Consider the following 22,264-nt stretch of genomic DNA (forward strand, 5'->3'; position numbering starts at 1 on the left):
CGTCCGGCCCCCCCCCCCCGCCCCCCCCCGCCCCCCCCGGGGGGGGGCCCGGGCCCCCCCCCCCCCCCCCCCCCCCCCCCCCCCCCCCCCCACGCCTCATTGCGCGGGAATCCCGAGGCGCTACCGTGGCGGGCAACGGAAGACCGAGGGAAGGCGCTGATCTTGGGCAAGGTCGTGCTCGTCACCGGTGCTGCCCGGCACCTCGGGGGCCGTTTCGTACGGCGGATCCAGCGGGATCCCGAGGTGGAACGGGTGATCGCGGTGGACGCGGTCGAACCGGCGCACGGTCTGGGCGCGGCCGAGTTCGTGCGCGCGGACATCCGCCTGCCGGAGATCGCCAAGGTCCTCGTCACGCACGACGTCGACACGGTGGTCCATCTGGACGTCACCGGGACGGCGATCGGCGGCGGCGGCCGTACGTCGGTCAAGGAGACCAACGTCATCGGCACCATGCAGCTGCTCGGCGCCTGCCAGAAGTCGCCGCGGGTCGGCCGGCTCGTGATCAAGTCCAGTACGGGCGTCTACGGTGCCGCGCCCCGCGATCCGGCCGTCTTCACGGAGACGACGCCCGCGAAGTCGCTGCCTGGCGGGGGCTTCGCGAAGGACGCCGTCGAGGTCGAGGGGTATGTGCGCGGGTTCGCCCGGCGCCGCCCGGACGTGGCGGTGTGCGTGCTGCGCTTCGCCAACATCCTCGGGCCCCGGATCGACTCCCCGCTCGCCGAGTACCTGGCGCTGCCCGTCCTGCCGACCGTCCTCGGCTACGACCCGAGGCTCCAGTTCGTCCACGAGGACGACGTCGTCGACGTGCTGCGGCTGGCCGCGCACGAGCCGCGCAGGGCCACCCAGAACAGCGGCACGTTCAATGTGGCGGGAGACGGGGTGCTGCTGCTCTCCCAGTGCGCCCGGCGGCTCGGGCGGCCGACCGTGCCGGTGCTGCTGCCCGCGGTCACCTGGGTGGGCACGGCGCTGCGGGCCGTGGGGATCACCGACTTCGCGCCCGAGCAGATCCGGCTCCTCACGCACGGCAGGGTCGTCTCCACGGTCCAGACGCGTGAGGTGTTCGGTTTCTCGCCGCGCCGCACGACCGCCGAGACCTTCGCCGACTTCGTACGGGGGAGGGGGCCGGGGCTGCTGCCGCCGGAGACGGTCGCGAGGGCGGTGGACCGGCTCGCGGACCGGCTCGGAGTGCCGGTGGGAGGCGGAGAGGCCACGGGCACGGGGGACGGCTCAGGGGGCGGTGGCTCCGTGGGTGAGGGCTTCGAGGCCGGGGGGTCGGCGATCGTCGGCTCCACGACCGGCGGGTCTGCGATCGGTGGCTCTGGGGGTGGCGGCCCTGTGGGCAGTGGCTCCGCGGCCGGGGCTTCCTCAGATTTTTCCGGGGCCTCTGTCGCTCCTGGTGCGCCCGGGGCTCCTGTCGCACCCAGTACCTCTGTTACACCTGTTACTCCCCTTCACGACGGCGCCTGAGGAGACCGGACAGCGATGGCGGACGCCAAGGTCATTCCGTTCGACGACGACCGGTCCCGGGCCCGGCGGCGGCCCGGCCGTACGGACGGCGAGTCCGCGGCCGTACGGGTCCTGCCGGGCCCTCAGCAGGCCGCTCAGGGGGCGCCAGGGACCGGTGGCGTCCGGCGGGACGCCGAGGAGCCCCCGGCCGGGGGCGCGGTCGCCGGGGGCCCGGAGGCCGACGGCTGGGAGCGACGGCTCGCGAGCGGGCTGTCCTTCCTGCGACGGCGGATCACCGGCGACTACGAGGTCGACGAGTTCGGCTACGACGAGGAGCTGACCGACCAGGTCCTGATGTCGCTGCTGCGCCCGTTGTACGAGAAGTACTTCCGGGTCGAGGTGAAGGGTGTCGAGAACATCCCCTCCGAGGGCGGGGCGCTGATCGTCGCCAACCATTCCGGGACCCTGCCGCTGGACGGGCTGATGATGCAGGTCGCCGTCCACGACCACCACCCGGCCGGGCGGCACCTGCGACTGCTGGCCGCGGACCTGGTCTTCGTCCTCCCGGTCGTCAACGAGCTGGCCCGCAAGGCGGGGCACACGCTGGCCTGCGCCGAGGACGCGGAGCGGCTGCTGCGGGCGGGCGAGATCGTCGGTGTGATGCCGGAGGGCTTCAAGGGCATCGGGAAGCCCTTCGGCGAGCGGTACAAGCTCCAGCGGTTCGGCCGGGGTGGCTTCGTCTCGACGGCGTTGCGGGCCGGGGTGCCGATCGTGCCCTGCTCGATCGTCGGGGCCGAGGAGATATACCCGATGGTCGGGAACGCGAAGACGCTGGCGCGGCTGCTCGGCTTCCCGTACTTCCCGCTGACCCCGACCTTCCCCTGGCTGGGGCCGCTCGGGGCACTGCCGCTGCCGACGAAGTGGACGATCCAGTTCGGTGAGCCGATCCCGACCGATTCGTACGCGCCGGAGGCGGTGGAGGACCCGATGCTGATGTTCAACCTGACGGATCAGGTGCGGGAGCAGATCCAGCACACGCTCTACAAGTTGCTGGTGCAGCGCCGGTCGGTCTTCTTCTGACGGGCAGAGGGGCGGACGGACCGGTGGTGGGACGGACCGACAGCACGGCGGGCTGACGGCGGGACGGGTCGACAGCACGACGGGTTGACGGCGGACGGGTCGACGGGCTGATGGGAGATGGACGAAGGGGCGCCCCCCGTCCGTGGGGGCGCCCCTTCTCCTTGCTAGCGAGCGTCCTCGCTGTCGATGCCGAGGCCTGGTAGCAGGCCCGGCAGGAGGGGCGGAAGGGTCACGTCCGGCACGTCGGGGGTCGCGTGGGCACCCGGGGACTGCGTCGCCGGACCGGCCGGTGCGGGCGGCCTGAGCAGCCCTCCCGCGCTGCCGCTGAGCAGACCGTCGTTCTCCGGGGACCCGGTGCCGCCGTCCGTGCTCGGACTGCTGCTCGGGCCGGACGAGTGCGGCGGTGCGGAGTGGCCGCCCGCCGGAGGCGTCTCGTGGGCGGACGGCGGGCGGTGGCTGTCCGCACCCGGGGACTCCCTCGTCGTGGCGGGCCCGCCACCGGGGCTCTGGGAGCCGATGGCGCCCTTCTCGGGGGTCCTGGGCAGGACCGACTGGAGCGGCTCGACCTCTTCGTCTATGGCCTCGAAGACGTTCGTCACCTCGCTGCCGACGTCCGTGAGCTGCACGGGAAGCCGGTCGCGGATGCCGTTCCAGGTGCCCCGGTGGGACTGGGCGAAGGAGTTGAGCCGGGCCATCGGGCCGATCTCGCCGTCCCGGTCGTACGCCTGACGGAGCAGACGGTGTCCCTCCGAGGCGTCGTGCTGCATTCCGCTGAGGACCCGGCGGATCTCGGTGAGCGACTCGTGGTCGAGGTCGCCGGAGCGGCCCCGCTCCATGAGCCTGCGGGCCTCGCTGAGCCGGGTGGACGCCTGGTCGAGGTAGATGCCGCCGCGGTCCGCGTCGTCGTCCGCCATCCCCAGTTTGATGTCCTCCATGCCCCGCTTGAGCCCGTAGAGCGAGTCACCGGGAAGCGCGTCGGAGCTGGCCGCGGCCACTCCGCCGAAGGCACCCGCGGCCACACCGACCGTGAGGCCGCCCGCGGCGAGACCCTTGGTCCAGCGGGACCGGGGGCGGAACTTGCGCAGCGGGGACGCCCGGTGGGCGCCCTTGCCGCTCGTACTCCGCTGCTCCGGCACCGTGGGGGCCGCGGCCGCGCTGCCCTCCATGAGCATCGCTTCCATGGCGGCGACGAGCTGGGCTCGCTGCACCACCTTGACCTCGGGGTCCAGCTGTGGTTTCGGCAGGTCGCCGAGACCGTTCGCCAGAGCCAACAGTCGCCCCTGCTCGGCAGGTTCGACCGGGGCCTCGGGCTGCTCGGTCGCAGTGTCCTCGGACGCCCGGTCCTCCAGGGCCTGGGCGAAGGCGTTCGCCCGCCGGTGCGCCGATACGTTCGCGATCACTGGCGGCACCTCCTCTCGTCATGACGGTCGACTCCCCGGGGTGTCCGGAGGGTTGCACACCTTGAGCGCATCCACACGAAAGAGTGAGTGGCTGCGGACATGGCGTGTCCACAGGGAGCCTGCATCCCGCACAACGAGCGGCGCGGCACTTGGGTTACGCGCGAAAGATGATCGGACCAGTGCGTCATCGAGGCGTCACCGACTGTGAGTTGGATGGGGGTCGTGGGGGTGTGGGGGGAGTGGTGGTGCCCGAGTGGGGGGACGGGGGGCCGGGGCGCGTGTGGGGGGCGCGTCCGGGTCAGCGGGCGTCGTCCGGGAGGAGCCGGGCCAGGGTGCGCACGGCCCGGTACTGAAGGGTCTTGATCGCCCCCTCGTTCTTCCCCATGACCCGGGCGGTCTCGGCGACCGAGAGGCCCTGGAGGAATCGGAGGGTCACGCACTCCTGCTGCTGGGGGTTGAGGCGGCGGACCGCGTCGAGCAGGGCGGCGTTGGAGAGGGACTCCAGGACGGAGTCCTCCGGGCTGCGCTCGACCTCGTTGGCGTCGAGCATCTCGCCGGTGGTGACTTCCAGGCGGAAGCGGCTGGACTTGAAGTGGTCGGCGACCAGGTTCCTGGCGATGGTGACGAGCCAGGCACCGAAGTCGCGGCCCTGCCAGGTGAAGGTGGAGATCCGGCGCAGGGCGCGCAGGAAGGTCTCACTGGTGAGGTCCTCCGCCGTCGCCTTTCCGCCGACGCGGTAGTAGATGTAGCGGTAGACGGTGTCGCTGTACTGGTCGTACAGGCGCCCGAAGGCCTCGGCCTCGCCCGCTTGGGCGCGCTCCACCAGATCCATCATCCGGGCGCTGTCGCTGTCGGCGGTGGGTCGGCGGGTGGTGGTCGAGGTTCCGGAGCCGGAGCGGGCGCCGCGTCTGCCCACGGCGGCCCCGCCGTCGGCCAGGGCGTAGCAAGGGCCGGCGGGTGCCGGAGCGGCGAAGGCGAAGGCGGGGACAGGGCCGGCGTACGCGGTGGGGACGAAGCCGCGCAAGCGGTCGACGACCGTTGCGCGCAGCGTAGCCAGGCCCGAGGTGTCAACCCCGACGTGTGGGTACACGGGACTCCCAGAGGCAGAGCTTCCATCACGTGCAGTGCGGGACCGTTCACCCGTCGTGGCGACGTGAGGGGTCCTTTGTGCGTTTGAGGAGAATAACGCTTCGTACAGGCAGCGCTACACCCAGTTGCTCAAATCACCGGTTACGTCGGTTCTGTTACTGCTTGTAGTCGCAACTGGTCGCAATTGGCGATCATTTGTTGATCGTTTTGCTTACGGGTGTGATCGCTCGCACGTTGGGTTGTGCTCAAGTCCGGGGCGCGCGAGTGATCGGGGCCGCTGCGGGGTAAGGAGGCCGAAATGCCTGGTGGTCGACGTGCGCGGGGGTGTTCGACCACGGACGGGTGAGGGCCTCTGGTCCGGGTTTGTCGCAGATGATCGAAGCCGAAACGTATCGGCAGACGGCGCCCTGGTGGAACGTGGTGGTCCGGCGGTGCCGACCCGGTGACGGGCGGTGGCCTCGGCGACGGATCCGGTGGTGGCCCCGGTGGCCCTGACACCCCTGGTGGCCGTGGTGCGGCCGTGGCCTCAGCGGCGGCGGCGGTGCAGGGCGACCGCGGCGGCCGTGCCCCCGGCGATGGCGCCGAGGCCCGCGGCGGCGGGGATGCCGACCTTGGCGGCCTTGCGGCCGGTCCGGTAGTCGCGCAGCCGCCAGTCCCGCTCCTTCGCGTGCTTGCGGAGCTTGGCGTCCGGGTTGATCGCGTACGGATGCCCGACCAGGGACAGCATCGGGATGTCGTTGTGCGAGTCGCTGTACGCGGCGCAGCGGCTCAGGTCGAGGCCCTCGGCGGCGGCCAGCGCCCGTACCGCCTCGGCCTTGGCCGGTCCGTGCAGGGGCTCACCGACCAGCCTGCCGGTGTAGACGCCCTCGACCGACTCGGCGACCGTGCCCAGTGCGCCGGTCAGGCCGAGCCGCCGGGCGATGATCGTGGCGGTCTCGACCGGGGCGGCCGTGACCAGCCAGACCTTCTGGCCGGCGTCCAGGTGCGCCTGGGCGAGGCCGCGGGTGCCGGGCCAGATGCGGTCGGCCATGTACTCGTCGTAGATCTCCTCGCCGATCGACATCAGTTCGGAGACGCGGTGGCCCTGGACGATGGACAGCGCGCTGTCGCGGGCGTCCTGCATGTGCTCGGGGTCCTCGACGCCCGCCAGCCGGAACCAGGCCTGCTGCCAGGCGAACCGGGCGAGTTCGCGGCGCTGGAAGAACTTCCGCTTGTACAGGCCCCGGCCGAAGTGGAAGATCGCGGCGCCCTGCATCACGGTGTTGTCGAGGTCGAAGAAGGCGGCCGCCCGGACGTCGCCGACGACGGGGAACTCGGGCTCGGCGGGGGCCTCGCCCTCCGCTTCCTCCCGCTCCCTCTCCAGCTGGAGCGAGGTCTTGCGCGCTGCCTCGGCAGCGGCCTCGCCTGCGAGGACGCTGCGCGCGGTGGCGGAGCGCCTACGAGGGGTGAGCCATCCCAGAGCGGCCATGCCGTGAGCATAGCCAGTCTGTTCGGTACTTCCCGACTTGTGACGGTGCCGGGGCGTGAACACCCGGTGGCTTGCGGGTGCGCGGGCCGACGGGCACCCGTCCGGACGGGAAGGGGCGGCCGACCGGCACGTCCTTCCAGCCGTACGCCCATCCTCGCGGCGGTGCCTCCTGCCGTCCGGCGGTGTCTCCTTCCGTCCGGCGGTACCTCCTGCCGTCCGGCGGTGCCTCCTGTCGTCCGGCGGTACCGCCTTCTGTCCGGACGTGTGCCCGGGCGGAAGGCGGACGGACGAGAATGGACGGCATGTTCGGACGGAAGAGGAAGACGGACGCCGCCGCGCGGACCGTGACGCTGATCGGCAAGCCCGGGTGCCACCTCTGCGACGACGCCCGCGCGGTGGTCGAGGCGGTCTGCGCGGAGACCGGCGCGCGCTGGGAGGAGAAGGACATCAGCGTGGACGAGGAGCTGTACCGGGCCTACTGGGAGCAGATTCCCGTCGTCCTGGTCGACGGCGAGCAGCACACCTTCTGGCGCGTGGACGCCGAACGGCTCCGGCGCGAACTGGGTGCGTGACCGAAAGACGGCTACGATCGTGGACGTTTTGTTGGGTTCCGGGGGCGGCATCGTGAGGAGAGTGTGCGGTTTTGCCCCCATCAGGTTTTCAACGCGCCGCCGGGCTCCGCGGTTCCACGACGATACGAACCAGCCGCGTGACCCCGGTCACTTTGGCCAGACAAAACGGACACCATCTTTGTGCACGCGTTCACAAAGACATAGCCTGCATTCGACGGGGCGGTCTTGGGACATATGGCCGCCTGCAGCCCCGCTCATCCCGCAGGAGCACCGTGGCAACTGGCCGAACTCACCGACCGGCGACCCGTAGCCGAGGAATTCCCGAGGCCACCGTCGCCCGGCTTCCGCTGTATCTCCGCGCGCTCACCGCGCTGTCGGAGCGCTCCGTACCCACGGTCTCCTCCGAGGAGCTCGCGGCGGCGGCGGGGGTCAACTCCGCGAAGCTGCGCAAGGACTTCAGCTACCTCGGCTCCTACGGCACCCGCGGTGTCGGCTACGACGTCGAGTACCTCGTCTACCAGATCTCCCGTGAGCTGGGGCTCACCCAGGACTGGCCCGTCGTGATCGTCGGCATCGGAAACCTCGGTGCCGCGCTCGCCGGATACGGCGGTTTCGCCTCCCGCGGCTTCCGCGTGGCCGCGCTGATCGACGCCGACCCCGCCATGACCGGCAGGCCCGTCGCGGGCATCCCCGTCCAGCACAGCGACGACCTGGAACGGATCATCGAGGAGGACGGCGTCTCCATCGGCGTCATCGCGACCCCCGCCGGCGTCGCCCAGCAGGTCTGCGACCGGCTCGTGGCCGCCGGTGTCACCTCCATCCTGAACTTCGCCCCGACCGTGCTCTCCGTGCCCGACGGCGTGGACGTGCGCAAGGTCGACCTCTCCATCGAGCTGCAGATCCTCGCCTTCCACGAGCAGCGCAAGGCCGGCGAGGAGGCGGGCGCCGACAACGGCCCGAACACCGCCGGGACCGCCCCCGCCCCGCCGACCCCGCGCGGCACCACGGGCACCGGGCGCAAGGGACCCGACGGGGACGTCCCCGCGGTGATGCCCGCATGAGCCTTCTCGTCGTCGGCCTCAGCCACCGCAGCGCCCCCGTCTCCGTCCTGGAGCGGGCCGCGCTCGCGCCGGACACCCAGGCCAAGCTCCTGCAGGACACCCTCGCCGCCGAACCGGCCGCCGAGGCCACCGTCCTGGCCACCTGCAACCGCATCGAGCTCTACGCGGACGTGGACAAGTTCCACGCCGGGGTCGCCGAGCTGTCCACGCTCCTCGCCCAGCACAGCGGCGTCGGCCTGGACGAGCTGACCCCCTACCTCTACGTGCACTACGAGGACCGGGCCGTCCACCACCTCTTCTCGGTGGCCTGCGGCCTCGACTCGATGGTCGTCGGCGAGGGCCAGATCCTCGGCCAGATCAAGGACGCCCTCGCCCTCGGGCAGGAGCTGCACACGGCGGGCCGTCTCCTCAACGACCTGTTCCAGCAGGCCCTGCGGGTCGGCAAGCGCGCCCACAGCGAGACCGGGATCGACCGGGCCGGGCAGTCGCTCGTCACCTTCGGTCTGGGGCAGTTCGTCGACGGTGCGGACGGCACCGACGTCGACACCTGGGCCAAGGGCAAGAAGGCGCTGGTCATCGGCGCCGGTTCGATGTCCTCGCTGGCCGCCGCCACGCTGGCGCGGTCCGGAGTCTCCGAGATCGTCGTCGCCAACCGCACCCTGGCCCGCGCCGAGCGGCTCGCCGCGATCCTGAACGAGCCCGGCGGGACGGGCGTCGCCGCGCACGCGGTCGAGATGGTTGCCGTCGGCGACGAACTGACACGTGCCGATGTCGTCGTCTCCTGCACCGGCGCCACCGGAATCGTCCTCACCGCCGAGGACGTCGAGACCGCCGTCCGGGGACGCCGTACCCCGCTCGCCCTGCTCGACCTCGCCATGCCCCGCGACATCGACGCCGCCGCCCACCGCGTCCCCGGGGCCCGGCTGATCGACATCGAGTCGCTCGCCGAGGCCTCCGCCGACGCCCCCATGGCCGCCGACGTCGACCAGGTGCGCGCCATCGTCTCCGACGAGGTCGCCGCCTTCGGCGCCGCCCAGCGCGCCGCCCACATCACTCCCACGGTCGTCGCGCTGCGGACCATGGCGGCCGACGTCGTGACGAGCGAGGTCGCCCGCCTGGAGGGCCGGCTGCCCGACCTCGACGACAAGCAGCGCGCCGAGATCACCCAGACCGTGCGCCGCGTGGTCGACAAACTCCTGCACGCGCCGACCGTGCGGGTCAAGCAGCTGGCCAGCGAGCCCGGCGGCGCCGGGTACGCGGACGCGCTGCGGACACTCTTCGACCTCGACCCGGAGACGGTGGCCGCCGTCAGCCGGGCCGACCTGAATGACGCCGACGTCAAGAACCGAGGGCGAGTATGACCGAGAGGGCACTGAGGCTCGGGACCAGGCGCAGCAAGCTCGCCATGGCCCAGTCCGGGCACGTGGCCGACGCCGTCCGGCGGCTGACCGGCCGGCCCGTCGAGCTCGTGGAGATCACGACGTACGGGGACACCTCCCGGGAGCACCTCGCGCAGATCGGCGGCACCGGCGTCTTCGTCGCCGCGCTGCGCGACGCGCTGCTCGCAGGTGAGGTGGACTTCGCCGTCCACTCCCTGAAGGACCTGCCGACCACCCCGCACCCCGAGCTGACGCTGGCCGCGATCCCGCGCCGCGAGGACCCGCGCGACGTGCTGATCGCCCGTGACGGGCTGACGCTGGACCGGCTGCCCCGGGGCGCCCGGATCGGCACCGGCTCGCCCCGGCGGACGGCCCAGCTGCACGCCTACGCGCGCAACCACGGTCTGGAGTTCGGCTGCGTCCCGATCCGGGGCAACATCGACACCCGGATCGGCTACGTGCGCGGCGGTGAGCTGGACGCCGTGGTCCTCGCCGCGGCCGGACTCAACCGCATCGGCGGTACGGAGGAACTCACCGGCTCCCTGTCGGTCGACCGCCTGTCGGTCGACTCCGTGCTGCCCGCCCCCGGCCAGGGGGCCCTGGCGATCGAGTGCCCGGCGGCCGACGCCGGGCTCGTCGCCACGCTCGCCGCGCTCGACGACCCGCAGACGCGGGCCGCCGTGACGGCCGAGCGATCCCTGCTCGCCGCCCTGGAGGCCGGCTGCTCCGCACCCGTGGGTGCGCTGGCCGACCTGCTGGCCGACGACCCCGGTCACGGGCAGGTTGTCACCGAGATGCGCCTGCGTGGCGTCGTCGGCACCACCGACGGCTCGACGCTGGTGCAGCTGTCCACCACCGGACCCGTACCCACCTCGCACGACGAGGCCATGGCGCTCGGACGCGAACTCGCGGACGAGATGCTCGCCAAGGGTGCGGCCGGTCTTATGGGGGAGCGAGCACTTTGAACCCCACCAGCCCGACCGCCAGCCCGCTGTCCCCGGCCCTCGTGGGCCATGGGCACGTCACATTCCTCGGCGCAGGACCCGGTGACCCCGGGCTCCTGACCCTCAGGGCCGTCGAGGCCCTCGCCGGAGCGGATGTCCTGATCGCCGAGCCGGAGGTGCTAGAGGTCGTTCGCGGCCACGCGCGCGCTGGGGTGAGCACGCCGGAGCTGACAGTTGTTGACGAGGCGTCAACAACCGCCGGTGTCCCCGTGTTGAGGGATGCCGCCAATCTTGTCATGGAGGCCGCGAGGGGCGGCAGGCGGGTCGTCCGAGCGGTGACCGGAGACCCCGGCCTCGACGGGAACGCGGGAGCCGAGATGCTCGTCTGCGCCGCCGAGGGCATCCCCTTCGAGGTCGTGCCCGGTGTGGCCACGGCCGTCGGCGTGCCCGCGTACGCCGGTGTCCCGCTGCGGGACGCGCAGGGTACGGACGTGCGCTTCGTGGACGCCCGTACCGCCGACGAGCGGTGCTGGAGCGAGGTCGGCGCCTCCGACGGCACCGTCGTCGTGTCGACCACCCTCGACTCGGTGGCCGCCGCCGCCGGTGAGCTGATGGCGGCGGGCCGCAAGCCGGACACCCCGCTCACCGTCACCATCGGGGGTACGACCACCCGGCAGCGCACCTGGAACGCCACGCTCGGCACCATCGCCCAGGTCTTCAAGCAGGGGAAGATCCTTCCCTCGCCCGAGGGCCACCGGCCGGTCATAGCGGTGGTCGGCGAGCGCAGCGCCCCGGCGCAGCGCGCCCAGCTGTCGTGGTTCGAGTCCAAGCCGCTCTTCGGCTGGCGGGTGCTCGTGCCGCGCACCAAGGAGCAGGCGGCCTCGCTCTCCGACCAGCTGCGTTCCTACGGCGCGGTGCCGCACGAGGTGCCGACCATCGCCGTGGAGCCGCCGCGCACCCCGCAGCAGATGGAGCGGGCGGTCAAGGGCCTGGTCACCGGCCGCTACGAGTGGATCGCCTTCACCTCGGTCAACGCCGTCAAGGCGGTCCGGGAGAAGTTCGAGGAGTACGGGCTCGACGCCCGGGCCTTCGCCGGGATCAAGGTCGCCGCGGTGGGCGAGCAGACGGCCGCCGCGCTGGTCGACTTCGGCGTGAAGCCCGATCTGGTGCCGAGCGGCGAGCAGTCGGCCGCGGGGCTCCTGGAGGACTGGCCGCCGTACGACCCGGTCTTCGACCCGATCGACCGTGTCTTCCTGCCCCGTGCGGACATCGCGACGGAGACGCTGGTCGCGGGCCTGATCGAGCTCGGGTGGGAGGTCGACGACGTCACCGCCTACCGGACCGTACGGGCGTCGCCGCCGCCCGCGGACACCCGTGAGGCGATCAAGGGCGGCGGCTTCGACGCGGTGCTCTTCACCTCGTCGTCGACCGTGCGGAACCTGGTCGGCATCGCGGGGAAGCCGCACAACGTGACGGTGATCGCCTGCATCGGGCCCGCCACGGCCAAGACGGCCGAGGAGCACGGGCTGCGGGTGGACGTGCTGTCGCCGGAGCCTTCGGTGCACAAGCTCGCCGAGGCCCTCGCGGACTTCGGGCTGCGGCGCCGGGAGTCGGCCCTGGAGGCGGGCGATCCGGTGACGCGGCCGAGCGAGCGGCGGCCGGGCGCGCGACGGCGTCGTACGACCTGACCGGTCGTCCCAGAGGTGCGGGTCCCCCCGGGGGCCCGCACCTTTCGTGTCTCCGGGGCCGCGCGGGTGGGCTGCGGGAGGCTCGCGGGGAGCCCTGGAACCGGCAACACCATGTCGGTAAGTGCACTGTCCACCCAGGCGTAGCCTCGGGCGTATGAACTCGTACGGATCCTTTCCCGGGGCGCGGCCGCGGCGGCTGCGGACGACGCCCGCCATGCGCCGGATGGTGGCCGAGACGCGGCTGCATCCCGCCGATCTGATCCTCCCCGCGTTCGTGCGCGAGGGGATCACCGAGCCCGTCCCGATCCAGGCGATGCCCGGGGTCGTCCAGCACACGCGCGACACCCTGCGGAAGGCGGCGGTGGAGGCGCTGGAGGCCGGGGTCTCCGGGATCATGCTCTTCGGGGTGCCCGAGGACGCGAAGAAGGACGCCGTCGGAACGGCGGGCACGGACCCGGAGGGCATCCTCCAGGCCGCGATCCGGGACGTGCGGGCCGAGGTCGGCGACGACCTGGTCGTCATGTCGGACCTCTGCCTCGACGAGTACACCGACCACGGGCACTGCGGGGTCCTCGACGCCGACGGGCGGGTCGACAACGACGCCACGCTGGAGCGTTACGCCGAGATGGCCCAGGTCCAGGCCGACGCGGGGGTCCACGTGGTGGGGCCCTCCGGGATGATGGACGGCCAGGTCGGAGTGATCAGGGACGCCCTGGACACCATCGGCAAGGAGGACGTGTCGGTCCTCGCGTACACCGCGAAGTACTCCTCCGCCTTCTACGGTCCCTTCCGCGAGGCCGTCGGCTCCTCCCTCAAGGGCGACCGCAAGACCTACCAGCAGGACCCGGCCAATGTGCGCGAGTCGATGCGGGAGCTGGCGCTCGACCTGGAGGAGGGCGCCGACATGGTCATGGTGAAGCCTGCCGGGCCGTACCTGGACATCCTCGCGCAGGTCGCCGCGTCGGTGGACGTGCCGGTGGCCGCGTACCAGATCAGCGGTGAGTACGCGATGGTCGAGGCGGCGGCCGAGAAGGGCTGGATCGACCGGGACCGGGCGATCTTCGAGACCCTGACGGGCATCCGGCGGGCCGGGGCGCGCATGATCCTGACGTACTGGGCCACCGAGGTCGCGCAGAAGCTCGGACGCGGCGGGTACTGAGGGTCTTCCCTCCCGGCCGCGAGGGGTGAGCCGGGCCGGGCCGGTCGGTCGGGCCCGGTGCCGTGTCGGTGGGGTCTCCGGCCCTGCCGGTGGGCCGTGTGGGGCTTCGGCGCGGCCGGTCCCGGGCCGGTGGGACCGGGCCCGGGCTGGTGGGGGGCCGTCGTCCGGCGCACCCTGGAGGGGTAGCCGACAGGTACCCCGCTGGAGGTGGTCCTCATGATGCACACGCTTGTCGGATGGCATGTGGAGATGGAGTTCCAGGAGGAGGGCGACCGGACGCGGGCCGCGGCCATGGTCCGGCTCTCGGACGGCAGCGAGTTCCGGGCGCACGGCACCGCGAACCGGCACCCCTCCGACCCCGACCAGCTGCGGGTGGGCGAGGAGATCGCCGGTGCCCGGGCCCTGATGGACCTGGCCTCGCAACTGCTGCAGAAGGCGCACACCGAGATCGACGCGGTCTCCGGCAGGACCTCGCACACCATCCGCTGACGACGAGGCCCCCGGCACGGTTTCCCGTGCCGGGGGCTTTCGCGCCGGTCGCCCGGGGACGCTCCCGGGTCCGGCGTCAGAGGCGCTCGGGCGTCCTGATGCCGAGGAGCGCCATGCCCTGGTGGAGGGTCCGGGCGGTCAGGTCGCAGAGGAACAGACGGTTCTCGGCGACCTCCCGCGCGGGCTCCGGCTTGATGACCGGGCACTGGTCGTAGAACGTCGTGTACAGCGAGGCGAGCTGGTACAGATACGCGGCCAGCTTGTGCGGGGCGTGCTCCGCGGCGGCCTCGGAGATCACCTCGCCGAACTGGTCGAGGTGCAGACCGAGTGCCCGCTCGGCCGGGGCGAGCTCCAGCTCCGGGTGGGCCTGGGCGGTGCGGTCGCCGGCCTTGCCGAAGATCGACCTGATCCGCGCGTACGCGTACTGCAGGTACACCGAGGTGTCGCCGTTCAGCGAGACCATCTGGTCCAGGTCGAACTTGTAGTCACGGGCCGCGGACGTCGACAGGTCGGCGTACTTGACCGCGCCGATGCCCACGTACCGCCCGTTCTCCACGATCTCCGACTCGTTCAGGCCCACCTTCCCGGCCTTCTCGCGGACGACCGCCGTCGCCCGGTCCACGGCCTCGTCCAGCAGGTCCACCAGCCGGACCGTCTCGCCCTCACGGGTCTTGAACGGCTTGCCGTCCTTGCCGAGGACCGTGCCGAAGGCCAGCTGGACGGCCTTCACCTCGTCGTTCAGCCACCCGGCCCGGCGGGCCGTCTCGAAGACCATCTTGAAGTGCAGCGACTGGCGGGCGTCCACCACGTACAGCAGGGTCGTCGCCTTCAGGCTCCCCACCCGGTCGCGGATCGCGGACAGGTCCGTCGCCGCGTACCCGAAACCGCCGTCGGACTTCTGGACGATCAGCGGGGTCGGGTTGCCGTCCGGGCCCTTCACGTCGTCGAAGAAGACGCACAGCGCGCCCTCGGAGCGGACGGCGACGCCCGACTCCTCCAGGATGCGGCAGGTCTCCGTCAGCATGTCGTTGTAGCCGGACTCGCCGACCACGTCGGCGTCCCGGACGTCCATGTCGAGCTTGTCGAAGACCGAGTAGAAGTAGATCTTCGACTCGTCGACGAACCGCTGCCAGAGCGCGAGGGTCCGCTCGTCGCCCGCCTGGAGGTCCACCACGCGCGCGCGGGCCCTGGTCTTGAACTCCTCGTCGGAGTCGAAGAGGGCGCGCGAGGCCTTGTAGAGCCGGTTCAGGCTGGACATGGCCTCCTCGCCGGAGACCTCGGTCTCCGAGGAGTGGTCCAGCTCGTGCGGGTGCTCGATCAGGAACTGGATGAGCATCCCGAACTGGGTGCCCCAGTCGCCGATGTGGTGGCGGCGGACCACCGTCTCACCGGTGAACTCCAGGATCTCGACCATCGCGGCGCCGATCACGGCGGAGCGCAGGTGCCCGACGTGCATCTCCTTCGCCACGTTCGGCTGGGCGTAGTCGATGACCGTGGTGCCCGCCGACTCGTTGAACGGCACCCCGAGCCGGGCGTCGGCGGCACGGGCCGCCAGGGTCCGCACGATCGCCGCGTCCGTCAGCGTGATGTTCAGGAAGCCGGGGCCCGAGACCTCGATCTCCCGGAGGACGTCGTTCTCCGGGATGGCCGCCACGACCTGGGTGGCCAGCTCGCGGGGATTGCCCTTGAGCCGCTTGGCCAGCGCCAGGATGCCGTTGGCCTGGAAGTCGGCCCGGTCGCTTCGTCGGAGCAGCGGGTCGGCGGCGCCGGCCTCCGGCAGGGCTGCCGAGAGTCCGTCCGCGAGGCGCTGCTGCACGGTCGAAGCGAGGGAAGGGACCGAGGCCATGAGCTTCCGTTCCTGTTGAGTCCGGTGGGTCTGATTCGCCTGTCAAGTGTCCCACGGCACCACAACGGGGTTTCCCCGCCTGTGGACAACTCCGTCGCACACCTTTCCCGGTCTGTGGACAACTCCGGGGAGCGGTCTTCCGTCTGGGAGAATGACTGACGCAGGTAAGTCAGTCAGCACTCCTCAGGCAGCAGCCCCAGGAAGAAACTCCCAGGAAGAAGGACGTACCGACCGTGGCTCAGAGCAGCACCGAGACCGACTGGGTCTCCCGTTTCGCGGACGAGGTCATCGCCGAGTCGGAGCGACGTGCGCCTGGCAAACCGGTCGTCGTCGCCTCCGGCCTCTCCCCGTCCGGCCCGATCCACCTGGGCAATCTCCGCGAGGTCATGACCCCGCACCTGGTCGCCGACGAGATCCGCCGCCGGGGACACGAGGTCAGGCACCTGATCTCCTGGGACGACTACGACCGCTACCGCAAGGTCCCGAACGGCATCGAGGGCATCGACGAGTCCTGGGCCGAGCACATCGGCAAGCCGCTGACCTCGGTGCCGGCCCCCGCCGGTTCGCCCCACCCGAACTGGGCCGAGCACTTCAAGGCCGCCATGGTCGAGTCGCTGGCCGAGCTGGGCGTCGCGTACGACCCGATCAGCCAGACCGAGCAGTACACGGCCGGTGTCTACCGCGAGCAGGTCCTGCACGCCATGCGGCACCGCGCCGACATCGACGCCATCCTCGACCAGTACCGGACGAAGAAGGCGCCGAAGAAGCAGTCGCAGAAGCCGGTCGACGACGCCGAGCTGGAGGCCGAGGAGGGCTCCGGCGCGGCGAGCGAGGACGACGGTTCCGGCGGCTCCTCGGGCTACTTCCCGTACAAGCCGTACTGCGGCCGGTGCGAGAAGGACCTGACGACCGTCACCTCGTACGACGACGAGACCACCGAGCTGGCCTACACCTGCGCGAACTGCGGCTTCGCCGAGACCGTGAAGCTGAGCGAGTTCAACCGGGGCAAGCTGGTCTGGAAGGTCGACTGGCCGATGCGCTGGGCCTACGAGGGCGTGATCTTCGAGCCCTCCGGCGTCGACCACTCCTCGCCCGGTTCGTCCTTCGTCGTCGGCGGGCAGATCGTCCGCGAGATCTTCGACGGCGTGCAGCCGATCGGCCCGATGTACGCCTTCGTCGGCATCAGCGGCATGGCCAAGATGTCCTCCTCGCGCGGTGGCGTCCCGACCGCCGCCGACGCGCTGAAGATCATGGAAGCCCCGCTGCTGCGCTGGCTGTACGCCCGCCGCAGGCCCAACCAGTCGTTCAAGATCGCCTTCGACCAGGAGATCCAGCGGCTCTACGACGAGTGGGACAAGCTGGAGGCCAAGGTCGCGGACGGCACCGTGCTGCCCGCGGACGCCGCCGCCCACTCCCGCGCGGCCCGCACGGCCGCCGGAGAGCTGCCGCGCACCCCGCGCCCGCTGCCGTACCGCACGCTCGCCTCGGTCATGGACATCACCGCGGGACACGACGAGCAGACCCTGCGGATCCTGACCGAGCTCGACCCGGAGAACCCGGTCACCTCCCTCGACGAGGTCCGGCCCCGCCTGGACCGCGCCGAGAACTGGATCACCAGCCAGGTCCCGGCCGACCAGCGCACCATCGTCCGCGAGCAGCCCGACACCGAACTGCTCGGCTCCCTGGACGACGAGGGCCGCGAGTCCCTCCGGCTGCTCCTGGCGGGCCTCGACACCCACTGGTCGCTCGACGGGCTCACCACCCTCGTCTACGGCGTCCCGAAGGTGCTGGCCGGTCTCGACCCGGAGGCCAAGCCGACGCCCGAGCTGAAGCTCGCGCAGCGCGCCTTCTTCGCCCTGCTGTACCAGCTGCTCGTGAGCCGGGAGACCGGGCCGCGGCTGCCCACCCTGCTCCTCGCCGTCGGCGCGGACCGGGTGCGCAAGCTGCTCGGCGCCTGACCGGACGTGTGCGAAAGGGCCGCCACCCAGATGTGGGTGGCGGCCCTTTCCCATGACCCTGCGGCGTTGTGGTGTCAGGCGGTGTCGTGCTCGGCCATGCCGTCCTGGACCCGCTGCTTGAGGGACGGGAGCGACTGGTGCAGCTGCTCGGACAGGTCGGCGGGGAACTCCTGGAGGCCGTAGTACTCGGCCAGCAGCTCCGGCAGCGCGCGCTCGTCCGGGAACTCGTTGTGCTCCTGCGCGTACGTCCACAGGAACTTGAAGACGTCCTCCTCGAACTGGTCCACGGGAGGCTGCGGCTCCTCGACGAATTCGGGATAGGGGACGAACTCCTCGGGACCCGGTTGGGGGATGTCCTCCGGCCCCTGCGGGACCGGGACCGGCATGGGTTCGAGCCCCTCCACGATGCGCGGGTTGTAGGTCCCCTCGTACGTGTCGGGGGAGACCGTCTGCGCGGCGAACCACTGGCTCTCGTGCGTCGCGGGGCGCTCCCCGGCGCTCTGGTGCCCGGCCTCCAGGGCGGGTGCCTGGGCGAGGTCCCCGGACGGGGGTCCCGCCTGCTCCGGATGACCCGCCCCGGCCGCCGCGAGCTGCACCGGCTGCTGCGGGAGCTGCTGCGGCACCGGCGCCGAGGGGACGAGCGCGGGTGGCTGAGGCTGCGCGAACTCCTGCGGCGGCGGGGGCAGCAGCACCGGCTCGATGCCCGCCGCCGCCAGGCCCGCCGCGGCCGTCTCCGCCAGCGGCACCCCGTACCGCGCGAGCCGCAGCGGCATCAGGGCCTCCACCGGCGCCTTGCGGCGCCAGCTCCGGCCGTACCGCGCCTGGAGCCGCGCCTGGTAGATCATCCGCTCCTGCTCCAGCTTGATGACCTGTTCGTACGACCGCAGCTCCCACAGCTTCATCCGGCGCCACAGCCGGAACGTGGGCACCGGGGAGAGCAGCCAGCGGGTCAGCCGTACGCCCTCCATGTGCTTGTCGGCGGTGATGTCCGCGATCCGGCCCACCGCGTGCCGTGCCGCCTCGACGGAGACGACGAACAGGACCGGGATCACCGCGTGCATGCCCACGCCCAGCGGGTCCGGCCAGGCGGCGGCGCCGTTGAACGCGATGGTCGCGGCCGTCAGCACCCACGCCGTCTGCCGGAGCAGCGGGAAGGGGATCCGCATCCAGGTGAGCAGCAGGTCCAGGGCGAGCAGCACACAGATGCCCGCGTCGATGCCGATCGGGAAGAAGTACGAGAAGGTGCCGAAGCCCTTGAGCACGGCGAGCTCGCGCACGGCGGCGTACGAGCCCGCGAAACCGATTCCCGCGATGACCATCGCGCCGGCGACGACGAGACCGATGAGTATCCGGTGTGTGCGTGTCAGCTCCATCGCGGCCACCCGCGACCCCTCCCGTCAATCGACAATCCGGCCACAGAGTCGCACATGTGCGCGGAGCCCGACCCCCGGGGGAGGGACGGGCTCCGCGTCGACACGGCTCTCTGCGCCGTTTTGTGACTACTTGTTGGCTGCGGCCACGGCGGCCACGGCCTCCTTCGCGGCCTTCACCGCACCGTCCATGATCACCTTGTCGGACGGGGTGGGCGCGCCCGCGTATCCGGCGCCGTTGTACGAGAGCATCACCAGGACGTTGCCCGTGCGGGCCACGACGGTGGCGTAGACGAAGTCCTCGTTCGTCTTGCGCAGCTGGTAGGCCAGGGTCTTCGCCTCGTCGCCGATGCCCGTGACCGTGGCGCCGCGGACCTTCTGCGCGCCGGGGGTGTCCTCGACCTTCGCGAGCTCCTTCGTCATGCTGTTCCGGGCGCGCTCCTGGCCGCTGCCGAGGGAGACGTCCGACGCGTAGCGGTAGAAGGAGATGTCGAGCCAGCGGTACTGCGAGCCCTTCACACCCTTGTCCTCCAGGCCGTTCCAGGAGCAGCCGCTGCGGCTGTCGAGGTCGCTGGAGGGGGCGCGGGTGCCGGCCTTGGCCTTCGCCTTGGGCACCAGGGCGGCGGTGGTCTTGGCGGTGATCGCCTTGCACGCCTCGGGCAGCTTCGCGAACTTCGGCGGTTCGACCGTCTTCGTCGACTGCGAGGGCGACGGCGTCGCGGGCGTCGTGGCCGCCGTGTCCTTCGACCCGCTCGTACCGGAGCCGGAGTCGCCGGAGCCCGAGGAGCAGCCGGCGACGACGAGCATCACCGGGACGGCTGCGCAGGCGAGTATGCGGGTGAGTCGCGGAGCTGATCGCTGCATGGTTCCTTCAGTCGCTTGTCGTACGGCCGGCCGCTCCGGCGTGGGGCTCGGGCGCGGCCACGGCGTGGGGCCACGGGTACGCCGACACGTTACGTGGTCGTCCCGCGCTCACGGATCGGAGCCGGACGGCTACTCCTCCAGTCGTTCGGCGAGCAGCCGGGCCAGGTTCCGGGCCTTTTCCTGCAGTTCTCTGCTGTCGGGGGCCTCCGTGGAACCGGTGGTCTGCTCCCGGTAGGAGACGGTCACGATGACGTTGGATGTGCGGAACACCACGCTGACGGCCCGCTGCTGTCCGTTCGCGCCGACCTTGCTGAGGACCTCGTCGAGGAACGCGGTCTCGCCGAGCCCGTCGAGGACGCGGGGTTCCAGGCCGGTGTTCGAGGGGTCGCCGGTGGTGCCGGTGGCGGGCCGGTCCGAGGCGGTGGCCGTGGTCGTGCCCGTCGGGTTCCCGCCCGGAGCGCGGGTGGCGTCGGCGGACGGGTGCGGGGCGCTCGACGTGGTCGTCGCGGGCGGTGTGGTGGGGGTGGTGGCCGGGGTGGTCGGCGGCAGCGGGATGCCCGCCGCGATCTGCTTGCGGTCGTACACCTCCCGCGCCCGGTCGTCGTCGCTGACAGAGCCGTCGTACGAGACCACCCGCTCGATGTCGAGGGCGAGCCGGTGCGAGGTGTCGGGGGTGTCGGCCTTCCAGGCGCAGCCGACCCGCCGGTCGGTGTCGTACGTGACGGCGGCGACGCCCCGGTAGGCCTTGTTGCGCTCGGCGTCGGGCAGTGCGGCCGCGCCGGGGAGCAGGTCCTTGAGGGCGGCCTGCGGGACGGCACGGCACGGCTCGAAGAGCGTGCGGTAGCGGCCCGGGGGTGCCACGGCCGCGGCGGGGCCGGCCTTGGCGTCGAGGGAGACGTCGTCGGTCGGGGTGCCCGAGGAGCATCCGGTGAGGCCGATCCCCAGGCCGAGGCCGAGGGTGAGCACGACGGCGGTGCGCGCCGTGGACCCGGTGCGGCCGGGGGTGTACCTCTTTCGCTGCACGGTCCCAGGCTCCCTTCTCCCGAAAGTCTTTCCCGAAAACTGTTTGCCGCGCGAACCCGGCTGATGGACACAATGTCTATCGCACACGCAGCTGTTGATGCCGGTCCGCTGTCACCTGTACGGCTTTTGGCTCCAGTTTTTGCGTTTTCAGACTTTTCGGGGGAATCGAGGGGCTATGTCGTACGTCGAAGTGCCGGGGGCGCGGGTCCCGATCAGGCTGTGGGCGGATCCCGGCGGGGTCGAGAGCGGCGCCATGCGGCAGTTGCAGAACGTGGCGACGCTGCCGTGGATCAAGGGTCTGGCCGTGATGCCCGACGTGCACTACGGCAAGGGTGCAACGGTCGGTTCGGTGATCGCGATGGAGGGGGCGGTCTGTCCCGCGGCGGTCGGCGTGGACATCGGCTGCGGCATGTCGGCGGTGAAGACCTCCCTGACGGCCAACGACCTGCCGGGCGATCTGTCGCGGCTCCGCTCGAAGATCGAGCAGGCGATTCCGGTGGGCCGTGGGCTGCACCGCACGGAGGTGGACCCGGGACGGCTGTTCCAGTTCCCGACGGCGGGCTGGGACGACTTCTGGTCCCGGTTCGACGGAGTCGCCGACTCAGTCAAGTTCCGTCAGGAACGGGCACGACAGCAGATGGGAACGCTCGGTGGGGGAAACCACTTCATCGAATTCTGTCTCGATGAGTCAGGTGCGGTCTGGCTGATGCTGCACTCCGGGTCCCGGAACATCGGCAAGGAGCTGGCCGAACACCACATCGGTGAAGCCCAGAAGCTGCCGCACAACCAGGGGCTCGTCGACCGTGACCTGGCGGTGTTCGTCGCGGAGACCCCGCAGATGGCGGCCTACCGGCACGACCTCTTCTGGGCGCAGGAGTACGCGAAGCGGAACCGCGCGACCATGATGGCGCTCTTCCAGGAGGTCGTCCGGCGTGAGTTCCGCAAGGCGCGGGTGACCTTCGACCAGGTCATCTCCTGCCATCACAACTACGTGGCGGAGGAGCGGTACTCGGGCATGGACCTGCTCGTCACCCGGAAGGGCGCGATCCGGGCCGGCGCCGGGGAGTTCGGGATCATCCCGGGCTCGATGGGCACGGGTTCGTACATCGTGAAGGGTCTGGGCAACGAGGCCTCCTTCAACTCCGCCTCGCACGGCGCGGGACGGCGGATGAGCCGCACTGAGGCGAAGCGGCGCTTCTCGACGCGTGATCTGGAGGAGCAGACGCGGGGCGTGGAGTGCCGCAAGGACTCCGGGGTCGTGGACGAGATCCCGGGTGCGTACAAGCCGATCGAGCAGGTCATCGAGCAGCAGCGGGACCTGGTGGAGGTCGTCGCCAAGCTGAAGCAGGTCATCTGCGTGAAGGGCTGAGTCACGGGGCGGCTCGTTGGGGCGGGCCGTCTCCGTGGCGGGTGGGGGAGGGGCCGGTG

General features: G+C 71.5%; 17 protein-coding genes and 1 pseudogene. 11 read left to right on the forward strand and 7 right to left on the reverse strand.

Translation table 11 applies throughout. From position 1 onward, the window contains the following. Positions 1-162: 162 nt before the first annotated feature. Both ACIRQY_RS18815 and ACIRQY_RS18820 read left to right on the forward strand, forming a co-directional pair. Positions 163-1,236: pseudogene (locus ACIRQY_RS18815) on the forward strand (NAD-dependent epimerase/dehydratase family protein); the annotation flags it as partial. 246 nt (positions 1,237-1,482) lie between these two features. Continuing rightward, entirely contained in the window at positions 1,483-2,526 is a 1,044-nt protein-coding gene (locus ACIRQY_RS18820; protein ID WP_403926966.1) for a lysophospholipid acyltransferase family protein, read from the forward strand. A gap of 164 nt (positions 2,527-2,690) precedes the next feature. Here ACIRQY_RS18820 and ACIRQY_RS18825 read toward each other — a convergent pair whose 3' ends face one another. The 3 genes from ACIRQY_RS18825 to ACIRQY_RS18835 form a co-directional block, all read right to left on the reverse strand. Beyond that, positions 2,691-3,926, reverse strand: a complete 1,236-nt coding sequence (locus ACIRQY_RS18825; RefSeq protein WP_403926969.1) for a DUF5667 domain-containing protein — start codon at positions 3,924-3,926, stop codon at positions 2,691-2,693. A 298-nt stretch (positions 3,927-4,224) separates the two neighbouring features. Then, complete coding sequence (locus ACIRQY_RS18830) at positions 4,225-5,016, reverse strand: ECF subfamily RNA polymerase sigma factor, BldN family (protein WP_351789371.1); 792 nt, start codon at positions 5,014-5,016, stop codon at positions 4,225-4,227. A 525-nt stretch (positions 5,017-5,541) separates the two neighbouring features. Further along, the gene (locus ACIRQY_RS18835) at positions 5,542-6,483 is read right to left on the reverse strand and encodes an HAD-IB family hydrolase (protein ID WP_351789373.1); all 942 of its coding nucleotides are present in this window, start codon (positions 6,481-6,483) and stop codon (positions 5,542-5,544) included. 293 nt (positions 6,484-6,776) lie between these two features. Between ACIRQY_RS18835 and ACIRQY_RS18840 the strand changes: the two genes are divergently transcribed. The 7 genes from ACIRQY_RS18840 (at position 6,777) to ACIRQY_RS18870 (ending at position 13,775) form a co-directional block, all read left to right on the forward strand. After that, positions 6,777-7,055, forward strand: coding sequence for a glutaredoxin family protein (locus ACIRQY_RS18840; RefSeq protein WP_351789376.1), 279 nt, complete (start codon positions 6,777-6,779; stop codon positions 7,053-7,055). A 272-nt stretch (positions 7,056-7,327) separates the two neighbouring features. After that, positions 7,328-8,116, forward strand: a complete 789-nt coding sequence (locus ACIRQY_RS18845) for a redox-sensing transcriptional repressor Rex (RefSeq protein ID WP_351789379.1) — start codon at positions 7,328-7,330, stop codon at positions 8,114-8,116. Beyond that, positions 8,113-9,477 (forward strand): glutamyl-tRNA reductase, encoded by a 1,365-nt coding sequence (locus tag ACIRQY_RS18850; RefSeq protein WP_403926973.1) that lies wholly within the window; start codon positions 8,113-8,115, stop codon positions 9,475-9,477. The genes ACIRQY_RS18845 and ACIRQY_RS18850 overlap by 4 nt, the downstream gene beginning before the upstream one ends. Continuing rightward, a complete protein-coding gene (gene hemC, locus ACIRQY_RS18855; RefSeq protein ID WP_351789386.1) occupies positions 9,474-10,460 on the forward strand; it encodes a hydroxymethylbilane synthase in 987 nt (328 codons plus the stop codon). Before ACIRQY_RS18850 ends, hemC begins: the two co-directional genes overlap by 4 nt. Next, complete coding sequence (locus tag ACIRQY_RS18860; protein ID WP_351789388.1) at positions 10,457-12,127, forward strand: uroporphyrinogen-III synthase; 1,671 nt, start codon at positions 10,457-10,459, stop codon at positions 12,125-12,127. Before hemC ends, ACIRQY_RS18860 begins: the two co-directional genes overlap by 4 nt. A 154-nt stretch (positions 12,128-12,281) precedes the next feature. Next, entirely contained in the window at positions 12,282-13,286 is a 1,005-nt protein-coding gene (gene hemB, locus ACIRQY_RS18865) for a porphobilinogen synthase (protein ID WP_351789391.1), read from the forward strand. Between the two features lie 219 nt (positions 13,287-13,505). Next, a complete protein-coding gene (locus tag ACIRQY_RS18870) occupies positions 13,506-13,775 on the forward strand; it encodes a DUF1876 domain-containing protein (RefSeq protein ID WP_351789639.1) in 270 nt (89 codons plus the stop codon). 76 nt (positions 13,776-13,851) lie between these two features. Here ACIRQY_RS18870 and argS read toward each other — a convergent pair whose 3' ends face one another. Beyond that, positions 13,852-15,621 carry an arginine--tRNA ligase gene (gene argS / locus ACIRQY_RS18875; protein WP_403926977.1) on the reverse strand — a complete coding sequence of 590 codons (1,770 nt, stop codon included), beginning with the start codon at positions 15,619-15,621 and terminating at the stop codon, positions 13,852-13,854. 233 nt (positions 15,622-15,854) lie between these two features. Between argS and lysS the strand changes: the two genes are divergently transcribed. Beyond that, entirely contained in the window at positions 15,855-17,579 is a 1,725-nt protein-coding gene (gene lysS, locus ACIRQY_RS18880) for a lysine--tRNA ligase (RefSeq protein ID WP_384858471.1), read from the forward strand. Between the two features lie 74 nt (positions 17,580-17,653). On the opposite strand, the gene ACIRQY_RS18885 is transcribed toward lysS, so the two are convergent. The 3 genes from ACIRQY_RS18885 to ACIRQY_RS18895 all read right to left on the reverse strand — a co-directional run bounded on the left by ACIRQY_RS18885 (position 17,654) and on the right by ACIRQY_RS18895 (position 20,836). Next, positions 17,654-18,952, reverse strand: a complete 1,299-nt coding sequence (locus ACIRQY_RS18885; protein ID WP_351789400.1) for a DUF2637 domain-containing protein — start codon at positions 18,950-18,952, stop codon at positions 17,654-17,656. Positions 18,953-19,078: 126 nt separating this feature from the next. Next, a complete protein-coding gene (locus ACIRQY_RS18890) occupies positions 19,079-19,813 on the reverse strand; it encodes a DUF3558 domain-containing protein (protein ID WP_403926981.1) in 735 nt (244 codons plus the stop codon). Between the two features lie 129 nt (positions 19,814-19,942). Further along, a complete protein-coding gene (locus ACIRQY_RS18895) occupies positions 19,943-20,836 on the reverse strand; it encodes a DUF3558 domain-containing protein (RefSeq protein WP_403926984.1) in 894 nt (297 codons plus the stop codon). Between the two features lie 175 nt (positions 20,837-21,011). On the opposite strand from ACIRQY_RS18895, the gene ACIRQY_RS18900 reads away from it, so the two are divergent. Then, entirely contained in the window at positions 21,012-22,205 is a 1,194-nt protein-coding gene (locus tag ACIRQY_RS18900) for an RtcB family protein (RefSeq protein WP_403926987.1), read from the forward strand. Positions 22,206-22,264: the final 59 nt, after the last annotated feature.

Source organism: Streptomyces sp. NPDC101490 (genome assembly GCF_044767145.1).
GTDB lineage: Bacteria > Actinomycetota > Actinomycetes > Streptomycetales > Streptomycetaceae > Streptomyces.

What these genes read in the sequence shown, in the direction of transcription:
- ACIRQY_RS18820 (WP_403926966.1), top strand. Translation starts at nt 1,483, where the DNA reads ATGGCGGACGCCAAGGTCATTCCGTTCGACGACGACCGGTCCCGGGCC.
- hemC (WP_351789386.1), top strand. Translation starts at nt 9,474, where the DNA reads ATGACCGAGAGGGCACTGAGGCTCGGGACCAGGCGCAGCAAGCTCGCC.
- ACIRQY_RS18885 (WP_351789400.1), bottom strand. Translation starts at nt 18,952, where the DNA reads ATGGAGCTGACACGCACACACCGGATACTCATCGGTCTCGTCGTCGCC.
- ACIRQY_RS18840 (WP_351789376.1), top strand. Translation starts at nt 6,777, where the DNA reads ATGGACGGCATGTTCGGACGGAAGAGGAAGACGGACGCCGCCGCGCGG.
- ACIRQY_RS18835 (WP_351789373.1), bottom strand. Translation starts at nt 6,483, where the DNA reads ATGGCCGCTCTGGGATGGCTCACCCCTCGTAGGCGCTCCGCCACCGCG.
- ACIRQY_RS18890 (WP_403926981.1), bottom strand. Translation starts at nt 19,813, where the DNA reads ATGCAGCGATCAGCTCCGCGACTCACCCGCATACTCGCCTGCGCAGCC.
- hemB (WP_351789391.1), top strand. Translation starts at nt 12,282, where the DNA reads ATGAACTCGTACGGATCCTTTCCCGGGGCGCGGCCGCGGCGGCTGCGG.
- ACIRQY_RS18900 (WP_403926987.1), top strand. Translation starts at nt 21,012, where the DNA reads ATGTCGTACGTCGAAGTGCCGGGGGCGCGGGTCCCGATCAGGCTGTGG.
- ACIRQY_RS18850 (WP_403926973.1), top strand. Translation starts at nt 8,113, where the DNA reads ATGAGCCTTCTCGTCGTCGGCCTCAGCCACCGCAGCGCCCCCGTCTCC.
- ACIRQY_RS18870 (WP_351789639.1), top strand. Translation starts at nt 13,506, where the DNA reads ATGCACACGCTTGTCGGATGGCATGTGGAGATGGAGTTCCAGGAGGAG.
- argS (WP_403926977.1), bottom strand. Translation starts at nt 15,621, where the DNA reads ATGGCCTCGGTCCCTTCCCTCGCTTCGACCGTGCAGCAGCGCCTCGCG.